Origin of the sequence: Marinobacter sp. (assembly GCF_039977835.1) — a bacterium.
Classification (GTDB): Bacteria; Pseudomonadota; Gammaproteobacteria; order Pseudomonadales; family Oleiphilaceae; genus Marinobacter.
In genome coordinates this window covers 1-24,872 of record NZ_JBDWCL010000040.1, presented here as the reverse complement: position 1 = coordinate 24,872, position 24,872 = coordinate 1, and the positions used below count along the sequence as shown (strand labels likewise).

The window sequence follows — 24,872 nt, the reverse complement described above, 5'->3', positions numbered from 1 at the left end:
TTACCCAGAGACCCGAGGTGATCGAGGATGAGACTGCCTGAGTTCATTCGCGCTCATATGGAAGAAATCCTGTGGACATGGGAGGACGATGCGAAAACCATTCTCCCTGGCCCCCGCCTGTCCAGAGATGTATTGCGCGACCACATGGAGGAAATATTGCTTTGCATTGCCGTTGAGCTTGAGCGCCAGCCCCTGGGGCACGACGGCATCAGCCAGGCTTCTGCTCGCATCCATGGGTCGGAAAGACACGATCTGGGTGCTGATATTGTGGATGTGGCATCCGAGTTTCGCGCTCTGCGTCATACGGTTATCGAGTTGTGGGTGCAACACCAGGATGGCCCCCTCGACAAAAAGGGCCTGAGTGAACTGAAAAGGTTTGACCACGAGATCGATATTGCCCTGGCGCAATCCATTGAAAATTACGCGTTAAAAAAGCAGCAACAGGGGCGGCTGTTTGAAACCATGCTGTCTTCACTGCCGGACCCATGCTTTATCCTGGATCTCGATGGTGTCTTTCTATACGCCAATAAAGCGATGGCAGAATTGTGCCAGGTAAGGGCGGAAGACATTGTCGGCTGTTCATTCACCCAAATGCCACTACCCTCGCAGTATAATGGTAAAGAGCGACTGCGGGAGGTGATCCGCTACAAGGAGCAGCGTGAGAGCGAAGTAAAAATCGAGAGCCCCGGCGGTAAAATTCGCTATTTTGAGTGCCTCTATGCGCCGGTTATTGACGACCAGGGAGAGGTGGAAGCTATTTCCGGGATTGCTCACGAAGTTACCCACCGCAAAGAGGCAGAAGCAAGGATCTGGCGCCACGCCAACTACGATCTTCTTACCGGAATGCCAAACCGGAGGCTGTTCATGGACCGCCTCGGCCAGCACGCGGCCCACTCCGATCGCACCGGCGACCCCTTTGCTTTGCTCTTCATTGACCTCGATTATTTCAAAGGCGTCAACGACAGGCTCGGCCACGATGCCGGAGACACTCTGTTGAAAACGATAGCCCAGAGGATCAATAGCTGCGTACGACAGTCGGATACTGTTGCCCGTATCGGCGGCGACGAGTTCACCGTTCTGCTGCTGGATACCGGTGACCGTGAGCTCATCGATGGTATTGCCAGCAATATTCTCGCCGAGCTTGACCGTCCTTTCCAGTTGGGGGAGAACGATGCCAGCATTTCCTGCAGTATCGGTATAACGATCTTTCCCGAGGACGCAGGCACAGCGCAACAGTTGTTAAGCGATGCGGACCAGGCCATGTACGAGGCCAAGCATACCGGTCGCAATCGACTGTGCTACTTCACTGACGTTATGAGAAGTGACGGCACCAAACGCCAGAGGATGATAAATGACTTGCGCGAGGCGCCGCTCAGCGACCAACTGAGGCTGTTCTATCAACCTATCGTTGACCTTTCCAACGGCCGTATCGTCAAAGCAGAGGCATTGTTACGCTGGCAACACCCCGAGCAGGGGCTAAAGCTGCCGGTAGAGTTTCTTGGCCTGGCAGAGGAGTCCGGGCTGATGTCCGCACTTGAGCACTGGGTGTTTTCCGAGGCTGCCGCTCAGTCACTGAACTGGTCAGATTTTGGGGATGACTCGTTCCAGCTCACTATAAATTCGTCGCCGCTGCAATTTGCCCAGAACATTCACAGCAAACCCTGGGAGGCCCATCTGGAGACCTTCCAGCAGTCCCGAACCGGCATTGCGATTGAACTCACTGAAAATGTCTTCCTCGGCGATTCAGAGCAGTTGGCGAGGAATTTTCTGGAGCTCAAGGAGGCCGGTGTACAGTTGGCGCTGGACGATTTCGGCACGGGTTATTCATCACTGGCTTACCTGAAACGGTTTGATGTTAACTACCTGAAGATCGATCAGAGCTTTGTGCGTGACGACGGAGCGGGATCGAACAGTCATGCGATTGCCGAGACGATCATTATGATGGCTCATAAACTGGGCCTTGAGGTAGTGGCTGAGGGTGTAGAGACGGATGAGCAAAGAGCCTGGCTCAAGGCAGCGGGTTGCGATTTCGCCCAGGGATTTTTCTTTTCAGAACCAATGCCCGCACGGGAGTTTGAGCAACTGCTCCGTATCGGCCACATACTTCACTAACTGGCGGACAGAGTTTATGAATGTAATCATCATCGGCGCAGGGATAATGGGTACGACCTTTGCCACTCTGGCAAAAGAGCTGGCACCTGACCTGGACATCACCATTCTGGAAAGACTTGAAGGGCCGGGGGCAGGGAACTCATGGGTCTTCAACAACGCCGGCACGGGGCACGAAGCAAACTGTGAACTGAATTATACCCCGGTGGATGAGGAGGTTATCTCGGTAGAGAAAGCTCTGAAGATTCACGCCCAGTTCAACGTGGCCAAGCAGTTCTGGGCGTATCTGGTGCAGAAGGGTGCCATCAAGGACCCGACATCCTTCATCAACCAGACCAAGCACTGCACTATTGTTTCCGAACCGTCAATTGACGAGCTGCGGTTGCGGTACCGGGAGATGTCTGCCCACCATTTCTTCGAACAGATGCGCTACTCGGAAGACTTCGATGAGATAAAAAGCTGGATTCCCTTCACCATGGAAGAGCGCCCCCGCAGCGAAAAAATGGCGGCGACCATGATTGAAACGGGCACAGACGTCAATTTCGGTACCTTGACGGAGCAGATGGCCAGGTATGCCGTGGACGACCTCGGCGTGAACATCAAGTACGGTACCCACGTCCAGCGTGTGCATCGCAGCCCGTCAGGAAGCTGGCTGGTCGAAACCCGGAGCAGAGAAGGGGCTGCGCGGTATAAGGCGGATGTTCTTTTCGTAGGCGCTGGCGGCGGGGCGTTTCCTATTCTGAAGAAGAGCCACTTGCCGTTTGCAAGGCGTTTTACCGGCTTTCCGGTTGGCGGCCGCTTTCTGCATGCGCCAATTACGGCCGAGGAAGCCGCGAAGTACCGAGCGAAAACCTACGGGAAAGCGAAGGTGGGGGCGCCTCCTATGTCTGTGCCGCATCTGGATTTGCGGGTCTCGGACGGTCAGTACTACCTGCTATTTGGCCCATTTGCCTCGTTCAAACCGGTACTCGAGCGGGGCCGCGGCTTCCTCGATTACCTGCGCGCCATGCGCCTGCATGATATTCCTGGCCTGCTGAATGTGGCCATCGAGCATTTCCCGTTGGTCAAGTATCTGATCACCGAGACCTTCAAGGGTGAAAAAAGCATGTTCGAGGAACTGGACAGCTTTGCCCCGGGCATGAGTAAGAAGTTTGACTGGAAACCGGTCGAGGCAGGCCAGCGGGTGCAAATCATCCGGGACGGGGATTTGCAGATGGGTACCGAAATTCTGGTATCAAGTGACAAAACCTACGGCACGCTGCTGGGCGCCTCGCCGGGCGCGTCGGTATCGCCTGAGGTTATGTTGCGTTGCCTTGAACAGTTAATTCCCTCTGTTTTTGCAAGCAACGAAGCCCTGCAAAGGAAGAAGGACATCTTCCCTGAGGATAATCTCGATACGTTGATCAAGAATCCCCAGTGCTACCGGGAAATTCGGGATGCGGTTAACGCACGCCTGGGAATAAATCGCGTCGAGGAGACGTAACCTGCAGTGAACCGGCGGCCGCTGGTTTAAACCATAGGTGGATTCACACGGGCAAACCCCTCTTGAGTCCGATAGGGGTAGTAAGGGTACGGAGGTGTCACGCCACTGACCTCATCAAACCGGGCGATCTGCTCAGGATTCAGGTTCCAACCCACTGCGCCCAGGTTCTGCCGCAACTGCGATTCGTTGCGCGCGCCCATGACTACCGTGGCCACGGTGGGTCTTTGCAGCAGCCAGTTTATGGCGATCTGGGGAACCGTCTTACCGGTCTCCTCGGCGATTTCCTCTAGAACGTCGACAACCCGGTACAGGTGCTCGTCATCCACCGGGGGCGCAAACTGTGCGGTCTCATGCAAGCGACTGTTTGCCGGCAATGGCTGCCCCCGCCGGATTTTGCCAGTCAGGCGGCCCCAGGCTAATGGACTCCAGACTGCAGCGCCCAGGCCCTGATCGTGCCCCAGGGGCATGAGCTCCCACTCGTAATCCCGGCCTACCAGGGAATAGTAGGTTTGGTTGGCAATGTAACGGGCGTAGCCATATCGGTCAGCCACCGCCAGGGATTTCATGACCTGCCAGCCGGAGAAGTTGGATACGCCCACATAGCGGATTTTTCCCTGCCGGACCAGCAGGTCCAGCGTGCCCAGCACTTCCTCCACCGGCGTATACGCATCGAATGCGTGCAGATAGTACAAATCGATATGGTCAGTGTTCAGCCGCCTCAGTGACGCTTCACATGCGCGGATCAAACGTTCTCTTGAAGAACCTGCATCGTGGGGACCATCCCCCATGGGCAAGGTGGTTTTGGTGGAGATCATCAGTTGCTGACGCTTGCCCTGGATGGCCTTTCCGAGCACTTCCTCGGAGGCGCCATCGGAGTAGACATCCGCAGTATCAAACAAGGTAACACCGGCATCCAGGCAGATGTCCACCATACGACGCGCCTCATCGCTCTCGGTGTTGCCTCAGGCGCCAAACAGAGGGCCCCGCCCACCAAAGGTGCCAGCACCAAAGCTCAATGCGGGGACCTTCAGGCCGGAAACGCCCAGTTGTCGATATTCCATAGCAATTCTCCTCTGGTTGCATCAGTAACTCGACGATAAAGAGACTGCTATTTATGATGTAGACATGCTGTTGTCACATTATTTGTGAACTGGATTCACTATGTCTCAATCCTCCACTAACCGCCTGGCGGCCATGGAAATCTTTAGCGCCGTGGTAGAGCAGGGCAGTTTTTCGGCAGCCGCCCGGGCCTGCCGGCTGACGCCTTCGGCTGCCAGTAAGGCGATCACGCGCCTGGAGCAACGGTTGGGTACCAAGCTGATTCATCGCTCCACCCGGCAAATGCAGTTGACTGCGGAGGGCCGGTGGTTTTACGAGCGTTGCCGCCACATCCTAAGTGATCTGGACGAGGCCGAACGGGGAGCGAGTAGAACGGCGGAGCCCACGGGGCACTTGAGAGTCACCGCCAGTCTTCCTGTCGGCCACGGTTTCTTGATGCCGATTGTGTCCAGGTTTCTGGCACAGTACCCCGGTATCACACTGGAGCTGTCGTTGACGGATCAGGTGGTCAACCTGCTGGCTGAGCATACGGATGTGGCCATCCGTAATGGTCCACTCGAGAACTCCAATCTGGTCGCCCGCAAGCTGGGTGAAACCCGCATGGTGATAGTGGGGGCCCCGGACTATCTCGAACAGCATGGCATGCCGGTCACCATAGAAAAACTGAGGGCGCACAATCGTCTGGGATTCAGTTTTTCCCGACATACAACCGCCTGGCCTCTGATGGTTCATGGCGAGCACACGGAACTTATGCCCCAGGGAAACCTGTTGGTCAGTGACGGGGAGACAATGCGCAAACTGGCAGTCGGCGGCGCTGGGCTGGCTCGTCTGACCCGATTTCTGGTTGATGACGACATCCGGCAAGGACGGCTTGTGCCTGTCATGGAAGATCACAATCCCGGAGACCGGGAAGAAATCCACGCCGTATTTCTGGGGCAGGGCCGCTTGATGCTTGGGCGAGTCCGGGCTTTTCTTGATTTTCTGTACGAAAACGTTGAGATAAATCCTGTCCGGTGACGGGCACCGTATCGATAATTTGCAGAGTTGTAGATGGCTGCTATCTTCATAAGAAGTAAGTTTGTTGCGTTAATTCGGGGGTCGCCGGCCAGGGAGATTTCATGCAACAGAAAAAGTTCTTCACACCGTTACGGATATTCAGTTTTGTTGTGCTAGCGCTGATGGTTGCAGCGATTGTTTACGCGGCTTCTATTTCGGTCTTTTACTGGAACGGCATTGGCGTATAGGCAGGGCTGAGCATGACTAACCGACAGTCACGAATATTCGCTGTAGCAGCCACCGCAATATCAGCCCTGGTTTTTCTGATACTGACGGTAGACAGTCACCGACAATTTCCCGAGCTCACCCATTCCCAGAACATCACGCCCGAGGTAACTCATGGCAAGGACGTGTGGCACAAGTACAACTGTATCAATTGCCATACTCTGTTTGGCGAAGGTGCCTACTACGCTCCGGACCTGACCAAGATTACGCAACATCGCGGGGAGGCCTACCTCACGGCCTATATGAAAAATCCTTCCAACTTCTATGACGAACAGAAACACCGTCGCCTGATGCCCACCCAGGATCTGAGTGACAAGGAAATCCACGACCTGATCCAGTTCCTTGATTGGGTTGCCAACGTGGACAACCAGGGCTGGCCACCCCGGCCAATTCTGGTCACTGGCGGGATGGTGGCGGGTAGCGCCGAGGGCGGAGCAGATCCCCCCGGCGCAAAACCGGTGGATGAAGGCGATGATCCTATGGCGAAAGGTGAGCGCCTGTTTCGCACCGCGTCTCCCGCCTGTAACTCCTGTCACTCCACATCGCCCGGTGCGGATATGGCCGGCCCCACCATGGCGGGCGTGGTTGGTCGGGCACAGGAAATTCTGGACTCTGGTGATTATCAGGGCAATGCTGCGGATGCGGAGGGTTATATCCGGGAATCCATCGTTACGCCCAGTGCCCATCTGGTACCCGGAGCCATGTATTCCGCAGAAGGAACCTCTTTCATGCCGAGTGGGTATGGGGACAGCCTCGCCGAAGAAGAGGTCGATCAGTTGGTCGCCTATCTCATGACACTTAAATAAAAATGCGCCGGTGCCTTGTTCGGGACAAGGTAAGGCCACGAGCAACAGGGAGAACAACAATGCGATACAGATCGCAATCCGTTGCCTATTGGTATTTCGCCGTTGCCATGGTGCTCTTTGGCTTGCAGCTGGTCTTCGGACTGCTTTCGGCTGCCAAATATCTGGGGCCCGACCCCTTGCTGTATATACTGCCGTTCGATGTTACCAAGGTCATTCATACCAATTTGCTGATCGTCTGGGTCCTGGCGGGGTTCATGGGCGGCACCTACTGGCTTATACCGGACGAGTCACGCACGGAGCTGCACAGCGTAAAGCTGGCCTATATCCAGTTGATACTGTGGACGCTGATGGGGGTCGCCGCCATTATCGGTTACTTCTTCCGTTACGGCACAGGTAACAAGTTGCTGGAGCAGCCGTTACCGCACAAGATCGTGATTGTAATCTGCATGCTGATCTTCCTGTACAACATCGGCATGACCATCAAAAAATCCGGGCGGTTTACCACCACTGAAGGGGTCCTGTTGCTTGGTCTTGTCAGCTCGGCGGTGTTGTTCTTTCCTGCGTTGCTTCACTACGAAAATTACACCGTGTCGATTTTTTACCGATGGTGGACCATCCACCTTTGGGTAGAAGGGGTCTGGATGATGATCATGGGCTCTTTCCTTGCGTATCTGTTGATACGCCTTTCCGGCGCCGACCGCGAAGTGATGGAAAAATGGCTGTATGTGATCGTCGGTCTGGTATTTATTGCCGGTATTCTTGGAACAGCCCACCACTATTACTGGGTAGGTGTGCCTCAGTACTGGCTGCCGATTGGCGGCTTCTTCAGTGCTCTGGAGCCTGCGGCCCTGGTCGGGATGGCGATGTTCGCCTACAGCGCGATGCGCCGGTCCGGCCTGGCCCATCCCAATGCCCAGGCGTTGCACTGGACCATCGGCAGCGCTGTGTTTGCGCTCTTTGGTGCGGGGCTGTTGGGTCTGGCTCACACTTTCCCCGCCATCAACAAATGGACCCACGGCACGCTGATCACTGCCATGCATGGCCATGCGGCTTTCTACGGAGCCTACGCCATGATTGTACTGGCTATGATTTCCTACGCTTTGCCGCAGATGTGCCCGGGGCGCCCCGAACGCGGTACGACCATGGGTTATTGGGCCTTCTGGATGCAGGTAGGGGGAATGTTCGGTATGACGCTATCCTTCGCGACAGCCGGGATCGGCCAGGTCTACCTTGAGCGGGTGATGGGTATGGGCTACCTGGATGCCCAGCTCAAGATACAGGTCCATTTCCTCATGCTGATCGCCACCGCTACGATATTTGCCACGGGCGTCGGGTTGTACATCTATGATTTCTTCCGCTTCCGACCGGCGCTGGACGGCTCAGGAGTTGAGGCGACTGCGAGTGGGGATCGCAATGACACCGACCCTGCAAAAGGCACGGCATAACGTGTCCGTTGACGAATTACTCAAACCGGCAGCCAACCTGGTGGAGGAGGAACCCTATTATCTCCCGTCGGGTCCGGAAGTCAGTATCTTTGAGCAGTGCCACCTGCAGAAGCTGGCGGTCATGCTCAAGGGCCCGACCGGCTGCGGAAAAACGCGATTCGTGGAATACATGGCGTGGCGAATGGGCCGCCCCCTCGTCACCATTCCGTGTCATGACGACCTCACAGCCAGTGACCTTATCGGACGGTACCTTATTCGTCACGACGGGACGGTATGGCAGGACGGCCCGCTGACTCGGGCGGTGAGAGAAGGGGCGATCTGTTACCTGGATGAGGTGGTGGAGGCACGACAGGATACGGTCGTTATCCTCCATGCCTTGACGGATCACCGTCGTATTCTTCCCATCGACAAAACCGGGGAAACGGTGCGGGCAGCACCGGGCTTCCAGTTGGTGGTCTCCTATAATCCCGGTTATCAGCGTATGTTGAAGGACCTGAAGCCCAGTACTCGCCAGCGTTTTGTGGCTATGGATCTGGATTTTCCGCCCGCAGAGCAGGAGGCCAGAATCGTTACGCGGGAAAGCGGAACAGACGAGCCAACCGCCCGCGGCCTGGTGGACCTGGCACATCGCATACGCTCACTCAGGGACCGGGGTCTGGCGGAAGTGCCCAGTACCCGATTGCTAATCGCAACGGCAAGTCTGGTAAGCAACGGCATCCCTGTTAAAGAGGCGTGTTACGCGGCTCTTATATCACCCTTGTCAGACGACGAGTCCCTGGTAGGGGCCATGCGTGACCTGGTCGACGCTACGTTTGTCTGATCTGACAGTACGCCGGGTGGAAGACGAATTAAGGGCGGGAGTTTGCCATGGCTGAAGCGGAAGAGGTCATCAGCGACGTTGCCCGCCACGCAACGGTGTATGCCCGCACACTGTGGCAGCGCTACGGGAGGCCGCCAGACACCGCCCCAACCACCACACTGAGCAGTGTTGCTGGCCGTCTGGACCTGCTGATAACCGCCGTTTTTGGCGAAGGTTATCCACTGCGCGTTGCCCAACCACCGGCCCATGCCACCATGCTTTCTATTCTGTTCAGGCATGACCGTAGGCCAAGGCGTGAGGGGGCTGTCCCGGCTACCGACGGTGTCTCACTCTGGCTGCCCCCTGAACTGGGCTTTTCCGACCCTGAAGAAGCCACGATGTTTTACCGGGTAATGGCCCTGCAACAGGTCATCCGCGCCCGTCGCGGTAGTGCGCTTCTGATTGAAACAGACATGCCGCCGTTGCTTGCCGATGTATACCTGTTGCTGGAAGCCTACGCCGCCGAAAGGGAACTGATTGCGTTACTTCCGGGCATGGGGCCTGCAGTTGAGTACTTCAGGCATCGAACTCTGGCGACCAGGCCTCCACTTTTGCAGTTTCCCGATTCCAGGCAACCGGTGGAGCGTGTGTACCGCTCACTTTTGGGTTTGAGGCGTAACCAGTGCCATGAACTCATTCCGGCCTGTGATTCTTCTCAGGAGTCCCTGGCCAATGCCAGGCGGTTGATCCACGAATGGGAGCTGACGCCGTCGGGCCTCCCGGAAAAAAAGCTTGGGCCCCAGCCATTGCTGAAGGACTGGTGGATTGGCGAACTCAGGCATCCGCCGGAGAAGGCGGGTGCATGCTCTGGGCCTGATCCTTCGGCAGAAGAGGATGGTGCTGAAGAAACGCCCAGAGGAGGGCGGTTGCGTCGTCGCCCGAATGAGCGCAAAGCGACGGAGGAGGAAAAGGACACGGATGCCGAAGATAGCATCTGGATGATCCAGGGCGACGAGTCCCACCCCCATGCAGAAGATCCCATGGGCTTACAGCGCCCTGTGGACCGGGAGGAGGATATCAGCGCCGATGAGTATGGGGACCTGGTGTCAGAGCTGTCCGAGGCGCGCCTGGTGTCAACCCCGGGCAGGCCAAAAGAGGTGTTGCTTTCCGATGACCCGCCGGATGCAAAAGCCAGGCAGGAACTGAAAGCCGCCATTGCTGACGGCGAGGGATTCAATTATCCGGAGTGGGACTACCGGAGCCGGGTCTACAAAGATCCGGGTGCTACGGTTCGCGTTCTTTCCTGTGGCCAGGGTTCCCAGCAATGGGTGGACCAGACGCTGAGAGAGCATGAGTCCGTCCTCAATGACATCCGTCGCCGATTCGAGATGCTGAGTGCCCAGCGGGTGCGCTACCGCAAACAGGCGGACGGTGATGACGTTGATCTTGAGGCGTACACCGAAAGCTATGCGGATTTCAGGGCCGGATTCCATATGTCTGAAGGGCTTTACCAGACGCGGCGTTCTGGAGACCGGCACATGGCGATCACGCTGTTGATCGATATCAGTGGTTCCACCGACAGCTGGGTGTCGGCGAACAAACGCATTATCGATGTGGAAAGGGAGGCCTTATTGCTGGTATGCGTGGCATTGGAAAAACTGGGTGAGCCATACGAAGTACAGGCTTTTTCTGGCGAGGGCCCGAATGCGGTCACAGTGCGTCAGATAAAACGATTTGGCGAAACTTACGGTAACGACGTCGCACTAAGAATCAGCGCGCTCGAGCCTCAACACTATACCCGCGCAGGTACGGCGGTTCGCCATGCAACCGCCGGCCTGATGAAACAGGCTGCGGCGCACCGTTTGTTACTGCTGCTTTCCGATGGCAAACCCAACGACAAGGATGACTATGAGGGACGTTATGGTGTTGAGGACATGCGCCAGGCCGTCACAGAGGCCAGTTTACAGGGGATTTATCCATTCTGCCTGACCATAGACCGCCAGGCCGCCAATTACCTGCCCAGGATCTTTGGTGCCCACCAGTACCGTCTGCTGACAAGGCCTGAACTGCTATCAACCGTATTGCTGGACTGGATGAAGAGGCTGGTAGCCATGTCAGGTCAGTAGGCTCATGCTTGCACCAAGGTCGACGACAGGGGAAAAAATGAGGTGGATTACTGATCTGTTGGAGCAGATTCCAGACGAGGTCCATGATAACTTGGCATAGAATATGGTCGACCACAGAAAGAGCGAACTTTCGATATACCCATGCTATTCGGCGTAAGGATAGTCAGATATGAAACGATCACAGTTTCTCCAGGATTTGATCACGAGACTCTCACCCAGAGTGGACTCGACCACCTATGTCTATTGCACGGTACCGCGCGCAAAGTATGGCGAGCTGGAAAAGCTCAAGCCCATTGTCAGCATTGCCGAATTGGAAGGCCTTACGCTGGTAATTCCTCTGGAGCAGGCCAAAGCGGAGGGCCTGGACTACTACAGAGTCTTCCGCCGCATCACGCTTGAAGGCCATTCCAGCCTTGAAGCGTTGGGGCTGACATCAGTGGTAACAAGCCTGCTTGCCGAGCGGGGTATTACCACCAATGTTATTGCAGGTTTTTATCACGACCACATGTTCGTACCCAGTGACCGGATTGATGAGGCCATGGAGGCGCTGAAGGCGCTTGCAAGTGATCCAGCCGGTTAGCTTACGAGCCGGTGAGTTGATCTTCGTTAGGCTTCTTGATCATCTGGGTTTTGCCGACGGTAAATCCAAGCGTAACAGCCAGAGCGAAAAATGCTGCCAGACCGCCAAATAGAGTAATTACAGGAATAACGTTCATAGGTTGTAAAACCTCCGATGGTTTTATCGTGGGGTGGTGCTATAGCGAAGACAAGTTCCAGGGTGCTGCACATTGTTACGAAGCTTATTATTAGTTTACGAGGAAAGGGCTCTTGAGGGAGTATGCAGAAACCATTACTGCCGGTATGCGAATACCCGTACTTTGACGAGTTCCTTAAGCCTTCTTAGTTAACTACCTCAACCACCGCACCCTTCATTCAACATCACCGCGATAAACGACATGAACCTTGTTCCCGTCCAAGTCACGAAAATAGGCTCCGTAATAACCCGCACCGTAGTGTTTGCGCTCACCTGGTGCGCCTTCGCCCTGGGCACCGGCTGCAACCGCAGCCTTATAAGCCGCATCGACAACGTCCGGTGAAGATGCCGCAAATGCAATCATATTGCCGTTACCCGGAGTGGCGGGTTTGCCGTCAAATGGCCTATAAACATAGAAACGGGGCAATGACTTGCCGGCAGGAACCCAGCAGGCTGAGGCCGGCCCGCCGTCCGGGGTTACCGGACGCCGCTCGAAACCCAACTCAACCAAAACAGAATCGTAAAAGTCACCCGCTTTTTCCAGATCCGAGCAACCGAACGTTACGTGGCTATACATAGCTTTAGCCCTCCCGCATCAAGCATGATGTCAGCGTGTCATTGAGTATGTGTGGTATTAACCGTCGACGATTTTCAGCCCTGCGACACCGACAACGATTAAAGAAAGACATAGAAGCCGGAGCGGGCTCTGGCTTTCTCCGAGAGTCGCCATGCCCAAAAGGGCGACACCGACCGTGCCAACCCCCACCCATATTGCATAGGCGGTACCGATAGGCAAATCCTTCAGGGCAAGGGATAGCATGTAAAAGCTGGCACTTGCGGCGATGACGGCGACCAGGCTTGGCCATATCCGAGAGAAACCCTGGCTGGCGTTGAGCGACATGGCCCACACGATTTCCAGAAGGCTTGCCCCGAGCAATAGTATCCAAGGCATGGGCTCCGATCTCCTGTGATGCCGGCCCCGGCAATGGATTGTGCCGGGGCCCGGGTTATCCATGGCAATGCCGTGGGCGATCAGGCTGCATAGCCACCATCTACTGTGATCGCCGTGCCTGTAACGTAACGCCCGTCTTCGCCAGCAAGGTAGGCCACGGCAGCGGCAATGTCTTCGCCCTTTCCATAGTGTCCGAGTGCAGTCCAGGCCATTTCCTCTTCGGCACCAGGGGCGTCAGCCGGATTCATGTCAGTATCCGTAGGGCCGGGGTGCACCAGGTTCACGGTAATTCCGCGCGGCCCCAGATCGCGGGCCAGCCCTTTGGTCATGCCGGTCAATGCCGATTTGCTCATCGCATAAAGGCTGATACCAGAAACCGGCACACGTTCGACAAAGCAGCTGCCGATGCTGATGATACGTCCACCTGCACCCAGGTGCTTAAGAGCCGCCTTTATGGCTACGTATGCGGCCCGCGTGTGTACGGCGAGCGTTTGATCGATCTCGTCTATCGTAAAGCTTTCCGGTTCGCCATAAGGGAATATGCCGGCGTTGTTGACCACGATATCAAGCCGGCCAAACGTGCTGACCGTTTCATTGATGGCGCTTACGAGAGCGTCTGGATTGGCACTGTCGCATTGGATTGCTATAGCCCGGCCGCCTTCACGCTCTACCTCATCAACCAGGGTTTGTGCTTTTGCCGAATGTTCACGATAGGTAAAGGCGACAGCGGCTCCGTCTCTGACCAGGCGTTGGACGATGGCGGCACCGATACCGCGGCTGCCACCCGTTATGAAAGCGGTTTTGTTTTGGAATGCTTGCATGGGATATCTCCTTCTATGTACCGAAAGGTACATAAATGGTATTTTTCTAACACGACTTCATCAATTAGATTATTTCCCAGCCGGTACAAAAATGGAGAAACCCGATGTCAACAAGAGGCAGGCCAAGAGCCTTTGATCCCGACTTCGCGCTCAGGAGTGCCATGAATCTGTTCTGGGAGCGCGGATATGAGGGGGCTACGCTGACGGAGCTCGCCGCCGTTATGGGAATCAACAAACCCAGTCTTTACGCAGCTTTCGGGTCCAAGGAGTCACTGTTTCGCCAGGCCGTATCACTCTATGACGTGACCGAGGGCAGGAGAGTTGAGCAGGCGTTATATGTAGAGCCCGGAGTACGTAACGCCATCGCCCGGTTCCTGGAGCTCAACCTTGAGGCCTACACCAATCCTGATAAGCCGAGAGGCTGCATGGTCGTGCTGGCTGCGATGATCGGCCCTCCAGAAAGTGCCGGCACCCGCGAATACCTTGCGGCACAACGGGCGGAAACCCGCGCTTTGCTTCACCAGCGTCTGGAGCGTGCTGTGATGGAGGGCGAACTGGCTGAGGGTACTGATTGCAACGTCATTGCCGATTTTTACACCACAGTACTTCAGGGGCTCTCTATTCAAGCGCGGGACGGGGCCACCCAAGCGCAGTTGCGGGCCATCATGCGAGCAGCAATGGCTGGCTGGGAGTCATTGATCGCGGAATCTGTGGCCGCTTAAAGATTGCTTCAACCACTTGAGAAGAATTTCCCCGGTACGGCAAGAACATAGTGCTGTGCCTCCCGATTCGGAGAATTCTTTCGACCTGTGACGGGGCAGGGTCAAAGAATCAACAGCACTAGCGCCTACCAGTGTATTTTGGTCTGCCATCGTCACCACGAAAGGCGGGCGACAACACGCTTCTCATCAGCGAGTAGCGAAAACGACCAGCCATTGCGCTCACACAGCCGCTGCACGATACCCAGACCAAGACCATACCCTTGAGACAAGGGCGTCTCCGTCGGCGTGTGCCGCTCATTATCGTCACTGCTTACCTGATTGGTGATCAAGAGTTCGTGCTCTTTAATACGAATCGTGATTGGCCCCTGCGCGTTGAGGGTGTGCTCGAATGCATTGCGCACCAGGTTATTGACCGCAATAAAGAAGGCCTGTGGATGTCCACTAACTGTGGGTTTTGCGAGTTCGTCGATATCAACATCGACGGATTTTCGGCTTAGCAGGTAGCGCTGCTGATCGATAGCCTTGGTCACCAGCGGCATCACTAAAAACTGCTCGTCGTAAAACCCGTCGTCGGTTTCGCGAGCGAGGCACAAGAACATTTCAATCGTGGTTTTCATATCGAGCGTCGCGCGCCTCACTCGATTGAGCGCCTTCACATCGGTCGCCGACAGGTCGCTTTGTTCCAGCAGCTCCAATGCGCCTGTGATCACCGTGATCGGCGTCCTCAACTCATGACTGGCTGAACTGGTGAAGTATCGCTCCCTCTCAACAAATGCGCTAATACGCTCAAGGGTCTTCTCGATGGTCCTGGCGAGCACGCCAACCTCATCATCGCCAAACCGGCTGGACTCTATGCGTTTGTGATCTTCGGCCGATAGTTGTTCCGGGTTGATGTCCGCAACCGCTTTGGCGAGTTGCACCACGGGGGCGACAGCTTTACGCATCACAACAACGCCCAGCCCGAAACCAAGAGTAGCCAGCGCGCCCACAGCACCGGTGATAAAGAGCAACCACCACCAATCCTCTGACGACGCAGCCTCAATCCCGGCAACATCGAAAACCACAAAGCCATGTCGCTGTTCATCGTCGGTAGGTACTACCGCGACATGCAGTTCTATTTTTTCGAACTCGTACAGGCCCTCATCGGGATTTGTTTGAGCCCAGTCCTTCAATGATTCAGGCAAGCTACCAACTTCATCGTAGCCGCGAAGGTTCATCGGTATAGAGGGGTAGCTCCCTGCGGCACGCTGCAGCTGATGCTGCAGCACATGGTCTTCGGTCAACCTGATCGCACCGAAGAAGGCGAACCCCCAGGCCACGCTCAGTACAGCAACACACAATGCAAATGCAATGGCGACACGCGTGCGCAAACTGTGCCGGTACATTACTGGGTATCCTCTGCAATTCGGTACCCGATGCGATGTACGGTATGAATTAACGGGCTATCAAACGGCCTATCGATCGCCTGCCGCAGCTTGTACAGGTGCGAGCGAAGGGCATCTCCATCGGGGCGCTCGTCAGCCCACAACAACGTTTCGAGGTCATCGCGAGCCACAACAGACGGCGCTTCTTCCATCAATCGTTGAAGTAATCGCAGGCCGGCAGGAGTGAGATCGATACGCCGCCCCGCACGATGCACTTGCAGCGTGGACCTGTCCATAGTCAGATCGCCAACCGTCAGCAGATTGTCGGTTTTGCCGTGACTGCGTCTGTACATCGCCTGCAGCCGTGCATGTAGCTCTTGCAGTGCGAATGGCTTGACCAGATAGTCATCGGCTCCCGCCTCGAACCCCTTGAGTTTATCGTCAAGTGTGTCTCTCGCCGTTAGCATAAGCACGGGCGTTTCTACCTTGGCGTCAGTTCGAAGCTTTTTGCAGAAACTCAGGCCATCCATCCCGGGAAGCATCAGGTCCAGAACAATCACATCGAACGGGTTCGTCAACGCCAGGTACATCGCGCTGATACCGTCGTAGGCAAAATCCATCACATAGCTATACTTTTCAAGGTACGCAGCAATGTTTTCGCAAATGTCGCGGTTGTCTTCGACAATTAACACTCTGATCGGTGCCGCTCCAAGCACGTTTCCCATCAGTTGCTCTCCCTTGTCAGGCATAACCCATTCACTACAACCTCGTGATAGTAGCAAATGCTACTAGGGCGGCGTCGGTTTCTTCAGCCCCAGCCGTTCGCGCCGTTCCTTCTCTTTCTCCAGATACTGAATCCAGCGGCGGGCTTCGTCCTCGCTGTCATCGTATTTCGCGGCCTGGAGGAAGGTGTCGATGGCATCATCCAGCCGGCCAAGGTTATAGAACGACAGCCCCAGCAAGAGGTAGGCGTTGTCCGCCTGATCCAGCGCACCTTTGTTCAGGCCTCTGCGAAAGGAGGTCACCGCCTCCTCCCACTGGTCCAATTGGAAGTAGGTTTGGCCCAGGCGCACATCCAGTTCGCCAGTGTCCGAGAGCTTCGCCGCCTGGATCAGCGTGGGCAGGGTTTTTTCCGCTTCCTGGGCCATGGTCCAAGCGTTGGACAGTAACTGCAGGTTTTCTTTGTCCTCTTTGATGATGCCGTCTTTCATGCCTTTTTCCAGCACCTTGGCGGCTTTGTAGGGGACTTGCGCCCGCAACAATAACTGCGCCAGGGTGATCAGTTCGTTTTCCTGATCCAGCAGGTTCTGACGGTAGGCGATTTCCATAGTGCTGAGGCGTTTGTCTTCCTGTTCTAGCTCACCGTAAATGCCGGAAAGTTGAACCCAGTAGCTTTTTTTCGGGTAATGCTTCACCAGTGTTTCCAGCACCCTGGCCATGGCGGCGTAATCATTCTGTTCGAAGTGAATGGCGCGCAGCAGCATGTACCAGTCTTCCCGGGGCACCTTGCCTTGCTTTTCCACGATGTCCACGGCTCTCTGGATCGGTTTCAGGGCTTTGTTGAACGCCCCGGTTTGATAGTACGCCTGGGCAAGAAAAACATAGGCCTTGGGAGCGGGGTTGGTCACCAACTCGAGCCAACGTTCCAGCAGTTCGATGGCGTCTTGATAGTCTTCGCGCACGAAATACAACTGACCCAGGCTGTAAAGGGCCTCGGTTTCGAGGGCTTCGGGCAGGTCGCTCTGCTTCAGCAGGTTCTGGTAAGCCTGAATGGCGTCGTCGTAGTTGTCCTGGGAATAATGAATAGAGGCGTAGAATCTCCACATCATGGCAGCTTCGTAGCTGTTCAGGCCGCCGCGGCTTTGCAGACGGTCAAGGGTGCCGATGGCCTCGGCGGTCTGGCCCGCTTCGGCTTTTTCCTGGGCGTCGGACAGCGCCCGATACACATTTTCGCGCAGGCTGGGGGTTGTGACGGTTTTCCGTTCGCCGCTGCTTTGTTCGGTTTGTGCGAGCGCCGTCAGCGGCATTTGAATCAGCAGGCACAGGCCGCACAAGCCGACTCTGAAAGCCAACCGCTTCCTCAACAACTTAAGGTTCGAGATCGCTCTGCCTGATTTCATTTTTCCAGCCGAAAGGTGATTCTGTTCTGCACGCCCGCCACATCCACGGCTTCGCCGTTGACGATTTTGGGTTTGTATTTGAATTTCAGCGCCGCGCGGACGGCCGCATCGTCAAACACATTCGGCGGCTCGGACTCAACAACCACCGGGTCCCTGACCGCGCCGGTTCGGGTCACGGTGAACTCCAGAACAACGTAGCCCTCGATCCCCCGCGATAAGGCCCGGCGCGGATAGATCGGCTGTACTTTCACGATGGGCAGGTATTCGCCGTCGGAGGCGCTCAGGCCGAAGCCGGTAGAGATATCCAGCCCGGAATCCAGGGCCAGGGGCGGGGGCGGACTCGTGAGGTCAGGTGGCGCGTCATTCATCGGCGGATTCTCGAGCCTGGGCGTTGCTGGGTCCGGTGGCCGTTGTTCCGGTTGCGGGGGCTTTTCCGGTTTACGTTCCCTGGTCTTCACGGTTTCATCCTGCTCCAACCGTACAAAGTCCAACATGTAGTGCTCACTGTCATCTTCCAACTCGTTGTTGGCCGTGCTGATGATGGTCATCATGGCCACGAACAGTCCCAGGGTAATCAGGCCAGCGGGAACAATAGCGACGATCAGTCTGGGAAACATGGCTATTTCACCTATTGGCGGCGATGGCCACGTTATAAACCCCGGCTGCCCGGGCCGCGTCCATCACTTGCACCAATCGTTCATTTCTGGAGTCCTTGTCTGCCTGGATCACCACAGTGCCCTGGGGATTTTCCGCGTGCAGCCGTTCGATGTTGGCGCGTACGGAGCGGGGGTCCACCTGGCGTTTGTCGATCCAGATCTGGTTACGCGAATCAATGGCCACCACGATATTGGCCCGTTCCTTCATGACCGCCGTGGTGGCTTCGGGCTTATTCACGTCGATACCCGCTTCTTTCACGAAGGAGGCGGTGACGATAAAGAAAATCAGCATGATGAACACCACATCCAGCATGGGTGTGAGGTCAATATCGGATTCTTCTTCCTCGGTCTGAAGTTTGCCCAGGGCTCGACGCATGGATGGTTCCTCTCGCAATGCATTAATCGGTGGTCAGGCGATCTTCAATGAGTTCGCTTTCCCGTTGGGCGAAACGTTTTAAATAAGTAATCGCAAATAAGCCGGACAGGGCGCCCACCATCCCGGCCATGGTGGGGATGGTGGCCTTTGAAACGCCGGACGCCATCACCCGCGCATTGCCGGTGCCTACAAAAGAGATAGACGTGAACACTTCGATCATCCCGGTCACGGTGCCCAACAGGCCGAGCAGGGGGCAGATGGATATCAGCGTTTGAATCAGGGGCAGGGTTGTGGTCAATGACTGCTTATTCCTGGAAATCAACGCTTGCCTGATCTTTCGGGCGTACCAGGATTTTCGCTCGGTTCGCCCTTGCCACTGCATCAGAATGTGACGCCGATTCGCCCGGTATTGAACCTGAAAGAACCAGATCCGTTCGAAAATCAGCACCCACATAATGAGGATGGTGACGCCGATTATCACCAGTACGTCGCCACCGGTTTCGATGAAGATCAGAATGGCTTCATAGGCATCAAGCAGTGCGACCATGTTCCTGCTGCTCCATCCGTTGTGCGATGAGTCCGGCGCTTTGCTCTTCCAGGGTATGAATCACGCCCTTCGCCATGGTGCTGGCAATGCTGTGCATGAACACCGTGGGAATGGCCACCAGCAGACCCAGCACCGTGGTGACCAGGGCCTGGGAAATACCGCCCGCCATCAGCTTGGGGTCGCCGGTACCAAACAGGGTTATGGCCTGGAAGGTCAGAATCATGCCGATCACGGTACCCAGCAGCCCCATCAGCGGCGCGGCCACGGCGATGATTTTCAGCAGGGGAATAAATCGCTCCAGGCGCGGTCGCTCCCGGATGATGGCTTCCGCCAGTTTCAGTTCCAGGGTATCCGGGTCCATGGCGCGGTTATCCTTGTGAACCGTCAACACCCGCCCCAGGGGATTGTTGCTTTTGGCTTCAGAGGACTTCATCTGGGATTTGACCTTGCTGCGTGTTACGGAGAGCGTGATTAGGCGCTCCAGCGCCAACAGCAGGGCCAGGATGCCCACCAGAATGATGATATAGCCGACGACGCCACCCGACTCGACCCGCTCCCGCAGGTTCGGTTCCTTGATCAGGGCTTCTAACAAAGTGCCGCGCGAAGGATCGATGCCGAACTGTACCAGCTCTCCGGGGCTGGCCGAGGCCAGATCACGGGTGGTTTCGGTAAAACGGCCCGAGGGTTGCCGGACCAGTTCCGCGACCTTATCGGTATTGTGGTTGTAGCGGAGATACTTGCCGTCAGACACCAGGTTGAAGGCGCCCACGCGGATGACGTCGCCCTGTTGTTCCACGCCGCTCTGATCCACCACCGTGGAGGCAAAGCGAACCACCTTGCCGGATTCCGTCATTTCCCGTTGCAGCTCGAACCACAGGCGCTCCATCTCCTCGATGGACGCCAGCTGCGAACTGGTGCCCATTTTCTGTGCCAGCCCTGAAAGGAATTCTCCCCGGTCTTTGAACTGCGCGCTGATAACAGAGTTCTCAAAGTTGCTGGTGGTGTCACCGGCCACTTGCTGCAATGCGCCGAACAGTTCTTTCAGGGAACCGAGCCGCTCGGTAAGCGCTGCCTCCAGTTCTGCCGTAGTCTGTTCGTTTTCCTCGAAGGTTTTCTCCAGCTCAACACTGCGCTTTTCTTCCTGTTCGCGGGTGGCCCTGGCTTCGGCCAGCAGTCTGGCCTGGTCATTTTCGGCGGCCTTGAAGCGGGCTTCACGGGCCTGGTTTTCCCTGTCTTCCGCGAGCTTGCCCTGTTTTACCAGTTCCAGAAGTGTATCCAGGTCCTGTACCGCGGCGGCCGCGCCGGCATTGAAAGCCAACAGGCAGAGACAGATCATCGGCAGACACAAGGTCTTCATGTTGCTCATTGGGCTGCCTCCGGACCGGGTACGGGTAATTTCAGAAGATCGGGCGCCACTTCCTTGCGGGCGATGCGCAAGCCCTCCTTGATTGGCGAGCGGTATTGGTCGGGCAGAGGCATCCACTGGCGCTTACCCTGATCCCAGAGTCCACTGCGCTGGGCGTCTTCCGTTTGATACATGAGGGCTACGCGACCGATACGCAGGAAATCGACTTCGCGGGGGTTGCCGTCAAGGGTGAGGGTGCCCGAATAGGCTTCAATGGTGCGGCCATACTCGGTTTCGATCTGATAGCCTTCCAGTACCTTCCGGAACTTCTCGGCGACCGATACATCGGCGCGATCCATAAGAGAATCGAGATTATCCAGCCTATCCAGCCGTTCCTGTTCGAGAAACGGGACGTCCAGTTCCACGAACTTGCGCAGGCCATCCACCATGCGCAGCATCAAGGGAACGATCTGACGCTCGATCACTGTTACCCGGTCGATGGAATCACGAATCGATTCCATCTCTTTCAGCTGATTCGCTATCTGCTTTTCCAGTTGCCGGTTGTACACCCGCAAGCCATCAATCTCTTTGATGACCACGCGGTACTCACTGAGCAGCTTGCCAGTCTGTTCCGCCATGCTATCGATTCGCTGCTGCGAGGCCTTCGCTGCCTCGTTAGCGGCATCGTTGGTGTCGGTGACCTCGGCCAGGTCGGCGGCCAACACGGTAAAATGCAGCAGTAGAGTGCTCCAACCACAGCAGAACAGCAGCGACAGGCGGCCTCTTGTGGTCTTCTTATGGGTTCTCATTGGTTCTTTCCCTTACCAGGCATAATCCAGTCGCAGGCCGATCAATGGCTCGGCCTCGCTTTCGTCGTCCACTTCAACGCCCCGGCGATAGTCAAACTCGGTGTCGTCGCTCGAAGACGTTGCCGTTACGTTGATGACATCGAGAAAGGCGGTCAGATCGATGGGGCCAAAGGCGCGCCGGTAGTCAACACGGGCGTTTAACGAGCCGTAACCGTCTCTTCGACCGACGTTGCGCTCAGTGATCTCTTTCGAGTAGCGCAGAGGTTCTCCTGGTCCTAACACGTCTTCATAAATAACAAACTTGTCGTCTGGCCTGCCGGACAGGTATTTGTAACGCGCGGCCACCTTCCAGCGATCGTTGATTTCCCAGGTCAGGCCGAGGGTGGCGACATGCCTGCGATTGAAATCAGCGACCACGTCACCGCGACCGTCTTTCCGGTCGACGACAGCATCGTTGTAGGAATAGGTTGCGGTGCCGTATAGGCCTTCGGTTATCCTGCCGTTGACCACGATATCGACGCCTTGCGATGTGCCGTCACCGATGTTGTCGAACGTGCCGCTTGCCCGATCAAGGTCGACCACCAGGTCATCCAGGACTTGATAATAGGCCTCCGTTAATACCGACCAGTTGTTGTTCAGGAAATACTCGACACCGATACTGCTGTGCGTGATTTGTTCGTTCTTGAGGTCGTTTGACTCGTTAGCGGCAAGCTCCAGAAACCGTGGGGACTGATAAAACAGTCCAGCGGTGGCAAAATATCGGACCGCATTTTTAGGCCGCCAGTTGATGCTGAACCTGGGCGACGCGAGGCTTTCGTCGGCAAATCCGTCCCGTTCGAGGCGTAGGCCAGTGCCAAAATCCCAATCACCGACTTCAAAAACCTGGTCTACGTAACCGGCATAGCTCGTTTCTTTGCGATTTAGCGAGGAGTTGATGTTTTCAGGAGTCAGCACGATGTAGCGCTGGTCGGGGTCTGGTCTGAAATCATCAGAGTCGTAGACAAACCGGTTCCAGTCGCCATCCAGAACCGTGTTGTAGTCCAGTTCAACTTGCGTTATCTGAATACCGCCGCTGAACACGCCCAATTGATTCAATGTCTCGAAGTCACTCCGCCAGCCGATCTCCGTCTCTTCTTCGCCCACGGTAATAATGTCTTCCCGCACTGGATAACTGGACGGGGGCGCCCCCTCAGGTACTTGTTCGGGAAAAGCTTCGCCCTCTGAACTGATCTTGTCGCTTGAGCGGTAGTAAACCTTGTTGGTTAAAATCGCTGCTTCGCCGATTAACGATCGCAATGTCAGACCATACAAATCACTGTCCTGTTCAGAATCCTGAAGGGCCGTGTCTTCGAAATTCGGCGATTCGGAAACGTGAGTTACATCGCGGGTATAGTCTTCGTGCGTATCGATCAGCAGAAATTCGAAGGTGTTGTTCTGGTTGATGGGCGTGACCGACTTTACGATGACGTCTCTTATGACGGGGTCCCCAATGTCGAGTTCTTCGATCGTTTCGAACAGTTGGCCGAAATCCAGTCGCCGTGCAGAAACAAGCAGAGTAGAGTCTTCTGTGACTCCGGTAGGGCCGTCGTAACCTACTTCATAACCTGCCAGGTCGAGGCGCAGACTTGCGGAAGGGCTTGGGTTGCCATCGGCGACATTCAGCTTGAGTAGTGATGCCGCCCGGCCACCATAAGCCGGCCCCCAGCCACCCGGTGAAAATTCCGCACCACTGATCACATTCGGTGCGAAAATCGAGAAACGGCCCCCACCACCGACGTCCTCTTCTTCACCCAGGGTTGCATCAAAGTGCACGGCTTTATCGAAGGGAAAGTCATCAACGAATAATAAATTATCTCTTGGCCCACGGCCGCGTACGCTGAAGCTCGCAAATTCGCTGTCGGATGCCAGACCCGGTAAACCATCCAAAGAGAGCAGGGGATCTGCGCCACCACCAACAGCACTTCGCAACGCTTCTCTATCGAGATAGGTGCTGCTAGGTGACGCCAATACCTCGGCTTGCTGTCCGACAACCACCACTTCCTCAATTGGCTGCTCTATAAGTGCGAGCTCAATCCTGATATTTTTGCGCGTAACCACGCGTACGCTTGGCTCATAGGATGACGCGAACCCGCTTTTGGCTACGTTCAGCGAATAGAGGCCCGGGTCGAGCTGTTCAACGACGATGCGACCTTCTGAGCCGGTTACTACAGATCGAGTGGTACCCGTTTCCCGTTCCGTTATCGTGATCTGCACGGTTGAGAGTGGCCGGTCAGTATTCTGGTTTTTGACGATGATCGTCAGCGCACCGGGCGCCTCTTGTGCGTGTGTAAAATGGGGAAAGCCAATCAGGAGCGCCCACAGAGTCCACCACGATACCGTTCTAAAGTGCCGGCTCATATTGCTTTCCTCCCAGGAATCGGCCGAATTTATGTGACGAAACGCTGGGAGGTTAACAACCGCAATGTGACTAAAAAGTCGCTGAAATGTGGAGGCCGCATCAGAGCCCGGATGCGTTGAACGTCTCTCAGAATCATCAGAATTCAACTTTCACGGTTTCTTTAATGGCTCCCCGCCCTCCGGCAAACAGGCTCTCTATGTTGCCGTTAACGCCAATATGCAAACGCACATTGATAACGCTAGGTGAGGGTGGTGCCATCCATCGCCCCTGCTCAACGAAAAACTCCTGTTTGTCAAAGCCGACATGCTCCCGCAGGTAACAGGCCAGCGGGCCGGCGGCCATGCCCGTTGCGGATTCTTCCTGAATGCCATACCGGGGCGCGAACATACGGGCTCACGCATCTCGTCCATTTTCGACGCCATCAAAGGAAAAAACGTAAAAGCCGACCAAATCAAGAGCGTCACTGAGCTTTTCAATCAACTCAAAGTCCGGCTCGAGACCCTGGATCACACCAGCGTCGCGAATACCGACGACGACAAAACCATTGCCCGTATTCACCAGTGTCGGCCTGGTACCAGCAATGAGATCAGCGCTGCTTATCCCGAGCGATTGGAGTACCAACTGATGGTCGTCATCAGTGAGATGTTCATAACTGGGCGCTTTTTGCTCCATATACGCTGACTCGCTCTTCATTTTGATGGATCTGCATCCATCAATGGTCTCTTTGGATAACACATCGCTTGTAAGCAGGCCGTTCTGATGCGTATTCCGGCGAACGTGACCGGTCATTCCGGGGATCGTGACCGGTTTGCACACGGCCATCACGCTGGAGTCAGTTTTGTACTCTGAGCGGTCACGATGGGTCAACCGATTCCGTGTTTTGTGCCTTGGCTTTTCTTA

General features: G+C 55.8%; 25 protein-coding genes and 1 pseudogene. 10 read left to right on the top strand and 16 right to left on the bottom strand.

Annotation, left to right across the window (positions count from 1 at the left end; genetic code table 11):
* The first annotated feature begins 27 nt into the window (after positions 1–27).
* Both ABJM11_RS11365 and ABJM11_RS11360 read left to right on the top strand, forming a co-directional pair.
* On the top strand, positions 28–2,112 hold the full coding sequence (locus ABJM11_RS11365; RefSeq protein WP_348293364.1) for an EAL domain-containing protein: 2,085 nt from the start codon (positions 28–30) through the stop codon (positions 2,110–2,112).
* 16 nt (positions 2,113–2,128) lie between these two features.
* Positions 2,129–3,592 carry a malate:quinone oxidoreductase gene (locus ABJM11_RS11360; RefSeq protein WP_348293362.1) on the top strand — a complete coding sequence of 488 codons (1,464 nt, stop codon included), beginning with the start codon at positions 2,129–2,131 and terminating at the stop codon, positions 3,590–3,592.
* Positions 3,593–3,618: 26 nt separating this feature from the next.
* Here ABJM11_RS11360 and ABJM11_RS11355 read toward each other — a convergent pair.
* Positions 3,619–4,536 (bottom strand): annotated as a pseudogene (locus ABJM11_RS11355) (aldo/keto reductase); the annotation flags it as partial.
* A 217-nt stretch (positions 4,537–4,753) separates the two neighbouring features.
* On the opposite strand from ABJM11_RS11355, the gene ABJM11_RS11350 reads away from it, so the two are divergent.
* The 7 genes from ABJM11_RS11350 (at position 4,754) to ABJM11_RS11320 (ending at position 11,688) form a co-directional block, all read left to right on the top strand.
* Complete coding sequence (locus tag ABJM11_RS11350; protein WP_348293361.1) at positions 4,754–5,668, top strand: LysR family transcriptional regulator; 915 nt, start codon at positions 4,754–4,756, stop codon at positions 5,666–5,668.
* 101 nt (positions 5,669–5,769) lie between these two features.
* Positions 5,770–5,895: a hypothetical protein gene (locus ABJM11_RS11345; RefSeq protein ID WP_348293360.1), complete on the top strand. Its 126-nt coding sequence runs from the start codon at positions 5,770–5,772 to the stop codon at positions 5,893–5,895.
* 12 nt (positions 5,896–5,907) lie between these two features.
* Positions 5,908–6,738, top strand: coding sequence for a c-type cytochrome (locus ABJM11_RS11340; protein WP_348293358.1), 831 nt, complete (start codon positions 5,908–5,910; stop codon positions 6,736–6,738).
* A 59-nt stretch (positions 6,739–6,797) separates the two neighbouring features.
* Positions 6,798–8,183, top strand: coding sequence for a cbb3-type cytochrome c oxidase subunit I (locus ABJM11_RS11335; RefSeq protein ID WP_348293356.1), 1,386 nt, complete (start codon positions 6,798–6,800; stop codon positions 8,181–8,183).
* Positions 8,152–9,003, top strand: coding sequence for a CbbQ/NirQ/NorQ/GpvN family protein (locus ABJM11_RS11330; RefSeq protein WP_348293354.1), 852 nt, complete (start codon positions 8,152–8,154; stop codon positions 9,001–9,003). The genes ABJM11_RS11335 and ABJM11_RS11330 overlap by 32 nt, the downstream gene beginning before the upstream one ends.
* 47 nt (positions 9,004–9,050) lie before the next feature.
* Positions 9,051–11,108 (top strand): hypothetical protein, encoded by a 2,058-nt coding sequence (locus ABJM11_RS11325; RefSeq protein ID WP_348293353.1) that lies wholly within the window; start codon positions 9,051–9,053, stop codon positions 11,106–11,108.
* 169 nt (positions 11,109–11,277) lie between these two features.
* A complete protein-coding gene (locus ABJM11_RS11320) occupies positions 11,278–11,688 on the top strand; it encodes an ACT domain-containing protein (RefSeq protein ID WP_348293351.1) in 411 nt (136 codons plus the stop codon).
* 1 nt (position 11,689) lies between these two features.
* Here ABJM11_RS11320 and ABJM11_RS11315 read toward each other — a convergent pair whose 3' ends face one another.
* From ABJM11_RS11315 to ABJM11_RS11300, 4 genes are all read right to left on the bottom strand, one after another.
* Positions 11,690–11,824 (bottom strand): hypothetical protein, encoded by a 135-nt coding sequence (locus ABJM11_RS11315; protein ID WP_348293349.1) that lies wholly within the window; start codon positions 11,822–11,824, stop codon positions 11,690–11,692.
* Between the two features lie 213 nt (positions 11,825–12,037).
* Positions 12,038–12,439 (bottom strand): VOC family protein, encoded by a 402-nt coding sequence (locus tag ABJM11_RS11310; protein WP_348293347.1) that lies wholly within the window; start codon positions 12,437–12,439, stop codon positions 12,038–12,040.
* Positions 12,440–12,496: 57 nt separating this feature from the next.
* Positions 12,497–12,814, bottom strand: coding sequence for a multidrug efflux SMR transporter (locus tag ABJM11_RS11305; RefSeq protein WP_348293346.1), 318 nt, complete (start codon positions 12,812–12,814; stop codon positions 12,497–12,499).
* An 80-nt stretch (positions 12,815–12,894) separates the two neighbouring features.
* A complete protein-coding gene (locus ABJM11_RS11300) occupies positions 12,895–13,635 on the bottom strand; it encodes an SDR family oxidoreductase (protein ID WP_348293345.1) in 741 nt (246 codons plus the stop codon).
* A gap of 104 nt (positions 13,636–13,739) precedes the next feature.
* Between ABJM11_RS11300 and ABJM11_RS11295 the strand changes: the two genes are divergently transcribed.
* The gene (locus tag ABJM11_RS11295; protein WP_348293344.1) at positions 13,740–14,357 is read left to right on the top strand and encodes a TetR/AcrR family transcriptional regulator; all 618 of its coding nucleotides are present in this window, start codon (positions 13,740–13,742) and stop codon (positions 14,355–14,357) included.
* A gap of 152 nt (positions 14,358–14,509) precedes the next feature.
* On the opposite strand, the gene ABJM11_RS11290 is transcribed toward ABJM11_RS11295, so the two are convergent.
* From ABJM11_RS11290 to ABJM11_RS11240, 11 genes are all read right to left on the bottom strand, one after another.
* Positions 14,510–15,742 carry a HAMP domain-containing sensor histidine kinase gene (locus tag ABJM11_RS11290; protein WP_348293343.1) on the bottom strand — a complete coding sequence of 411 codons (1,233 nt, stop codon included), beginning with the start codon at positions 15,740–15,742 and terminating at the stop codon, positions 14,510–14,512.
* Complete coding sequence (locus ABJM11_RS11285) at positions 15,742–16,419, bottom strand: response regulator transcription factor (protein WP_348293551.1); 678 nt, start codon at positions 16,417–16,419, stop codon at positions 15,742–15,744. The genes ABJM11_RS11290 and ABJM11_RS11285 overlap by 1 nt, the downstream gene beginning before the upstream one ends.
* A 90-nt stretch (positions 16,420–16,509) precedes the next feature.
* Positions 16,510–17,793, bottom strand: a complete 1,284-nt coding sequence (locus ABJM11_RS11280) for a tetratricopeptide repeat protein (RefSeq protein WP_348293342.1) — start codon at positions 17,791–17,793, stop codon at positions 16,510–16,512.
* A gap of 44 nt (positions 17,794–17,837) precedes the next feature.
* The gene (locus ABJM11_RS11275; protein ID WP_348293341.1) at positions 17,838–18,458 is read right to left on the bottom strand and encodes a TonB family protein; all 621 of its coding nucleotides are present in this window, start codon (positions 18,456–18,458) and stop codon (positions 17,838–17,840) included.
* Between the two features lie 7 nt (positions 18,459–18,465).
* Positions 18,466–18,873 (bottom strand): biopolymer transporter ExbD, encoded by a 408-nt coding sequence (locus ABJM11_RS11270; protein ID WP_348293340.1) that lies wholly within the window; start codon positions 18,871–18,873, stop codon positions 18,466–18,468.
* A 22-nt stretch (positions 18,874–18,895) separates the two neighbouring features.
* Positions 18,896–19,420 (bottom strand): MotA/TolQ/ExbB proton channel family protein, encoded by a 525-nt coding sequence (locus tag ABJM11_RS11265; RefSeq protein ID WP_348293338.1) that lies wholly within the window; start codon positions 19,418–19,420, stop codon positions 18,896–18,898.
* Positions 19,404–20,786, bottom strand: coding sequence for a MotA/TolQ/ExbB proton channel family protein (locus ABJM11_RS11260; RefSeq protein WP_348293337.1), 1,383 nt, complete (start codon positions 20,784–20,786; stop codon positions 19,404–19,406). Before ABJM11_RS11260 ends, ABJM11_RS11265 begins: the two co-directional genes overlap by 17 nt.
* Complete coding sequence (locus ABJM11_RS11255) at positions 20,783–21,574, bottom strand: DUF3450 domain-containing protein (protein WP_348293336.1); 792 nt, start codon at positions 21,572–21,574, stop codon at positions 20,783–20,785. Before ABJM11_RS11255 ends, ABJM11_RS11260 begins: the two co-directional genes overlap by 4 nt.
* 12 nt (positions 21,575–21,586) lie before the next feature.
* Positions 21,587–23,971, bottom strand: a complete 2,385-nt coding sequence (locus ABJM11_RS11250) for a TonB-dependent receptor (RefSeq protein ID WP_348293334.1) — start codon at positions 23,969–23,971, stop codon at positions 21,587–21,589.
* A gap of 136 nt (positions 23,972–24,107) precedes the next feature.
* On the bottom strand, positions 24,108–24,359 hold the full coding sequence (locus ABJM11_RS11245; RefSeq protein WP_348293332.1) for a PhzF family phenazine biosynthesis protein: 252 nt from the start codon (positions 24,357–24,359) through the stop codon (positions 24,108–24,110).
* Between the two features lie 6 nt (positions 24,360–24,365).
* On the bottom strand, positions 24,366–24,839 hold the full coding sequence (locus tag ABJM11_RS11240) for a hypothetical protein (RefSeq protein WP_348293330.1): 474 nt from the start codon (positions 24,837–24,839) through the stop codon (positions 24,366–24,368).
* Positions 24,840–24,872 lie beyond the last annotated feature (33 nt).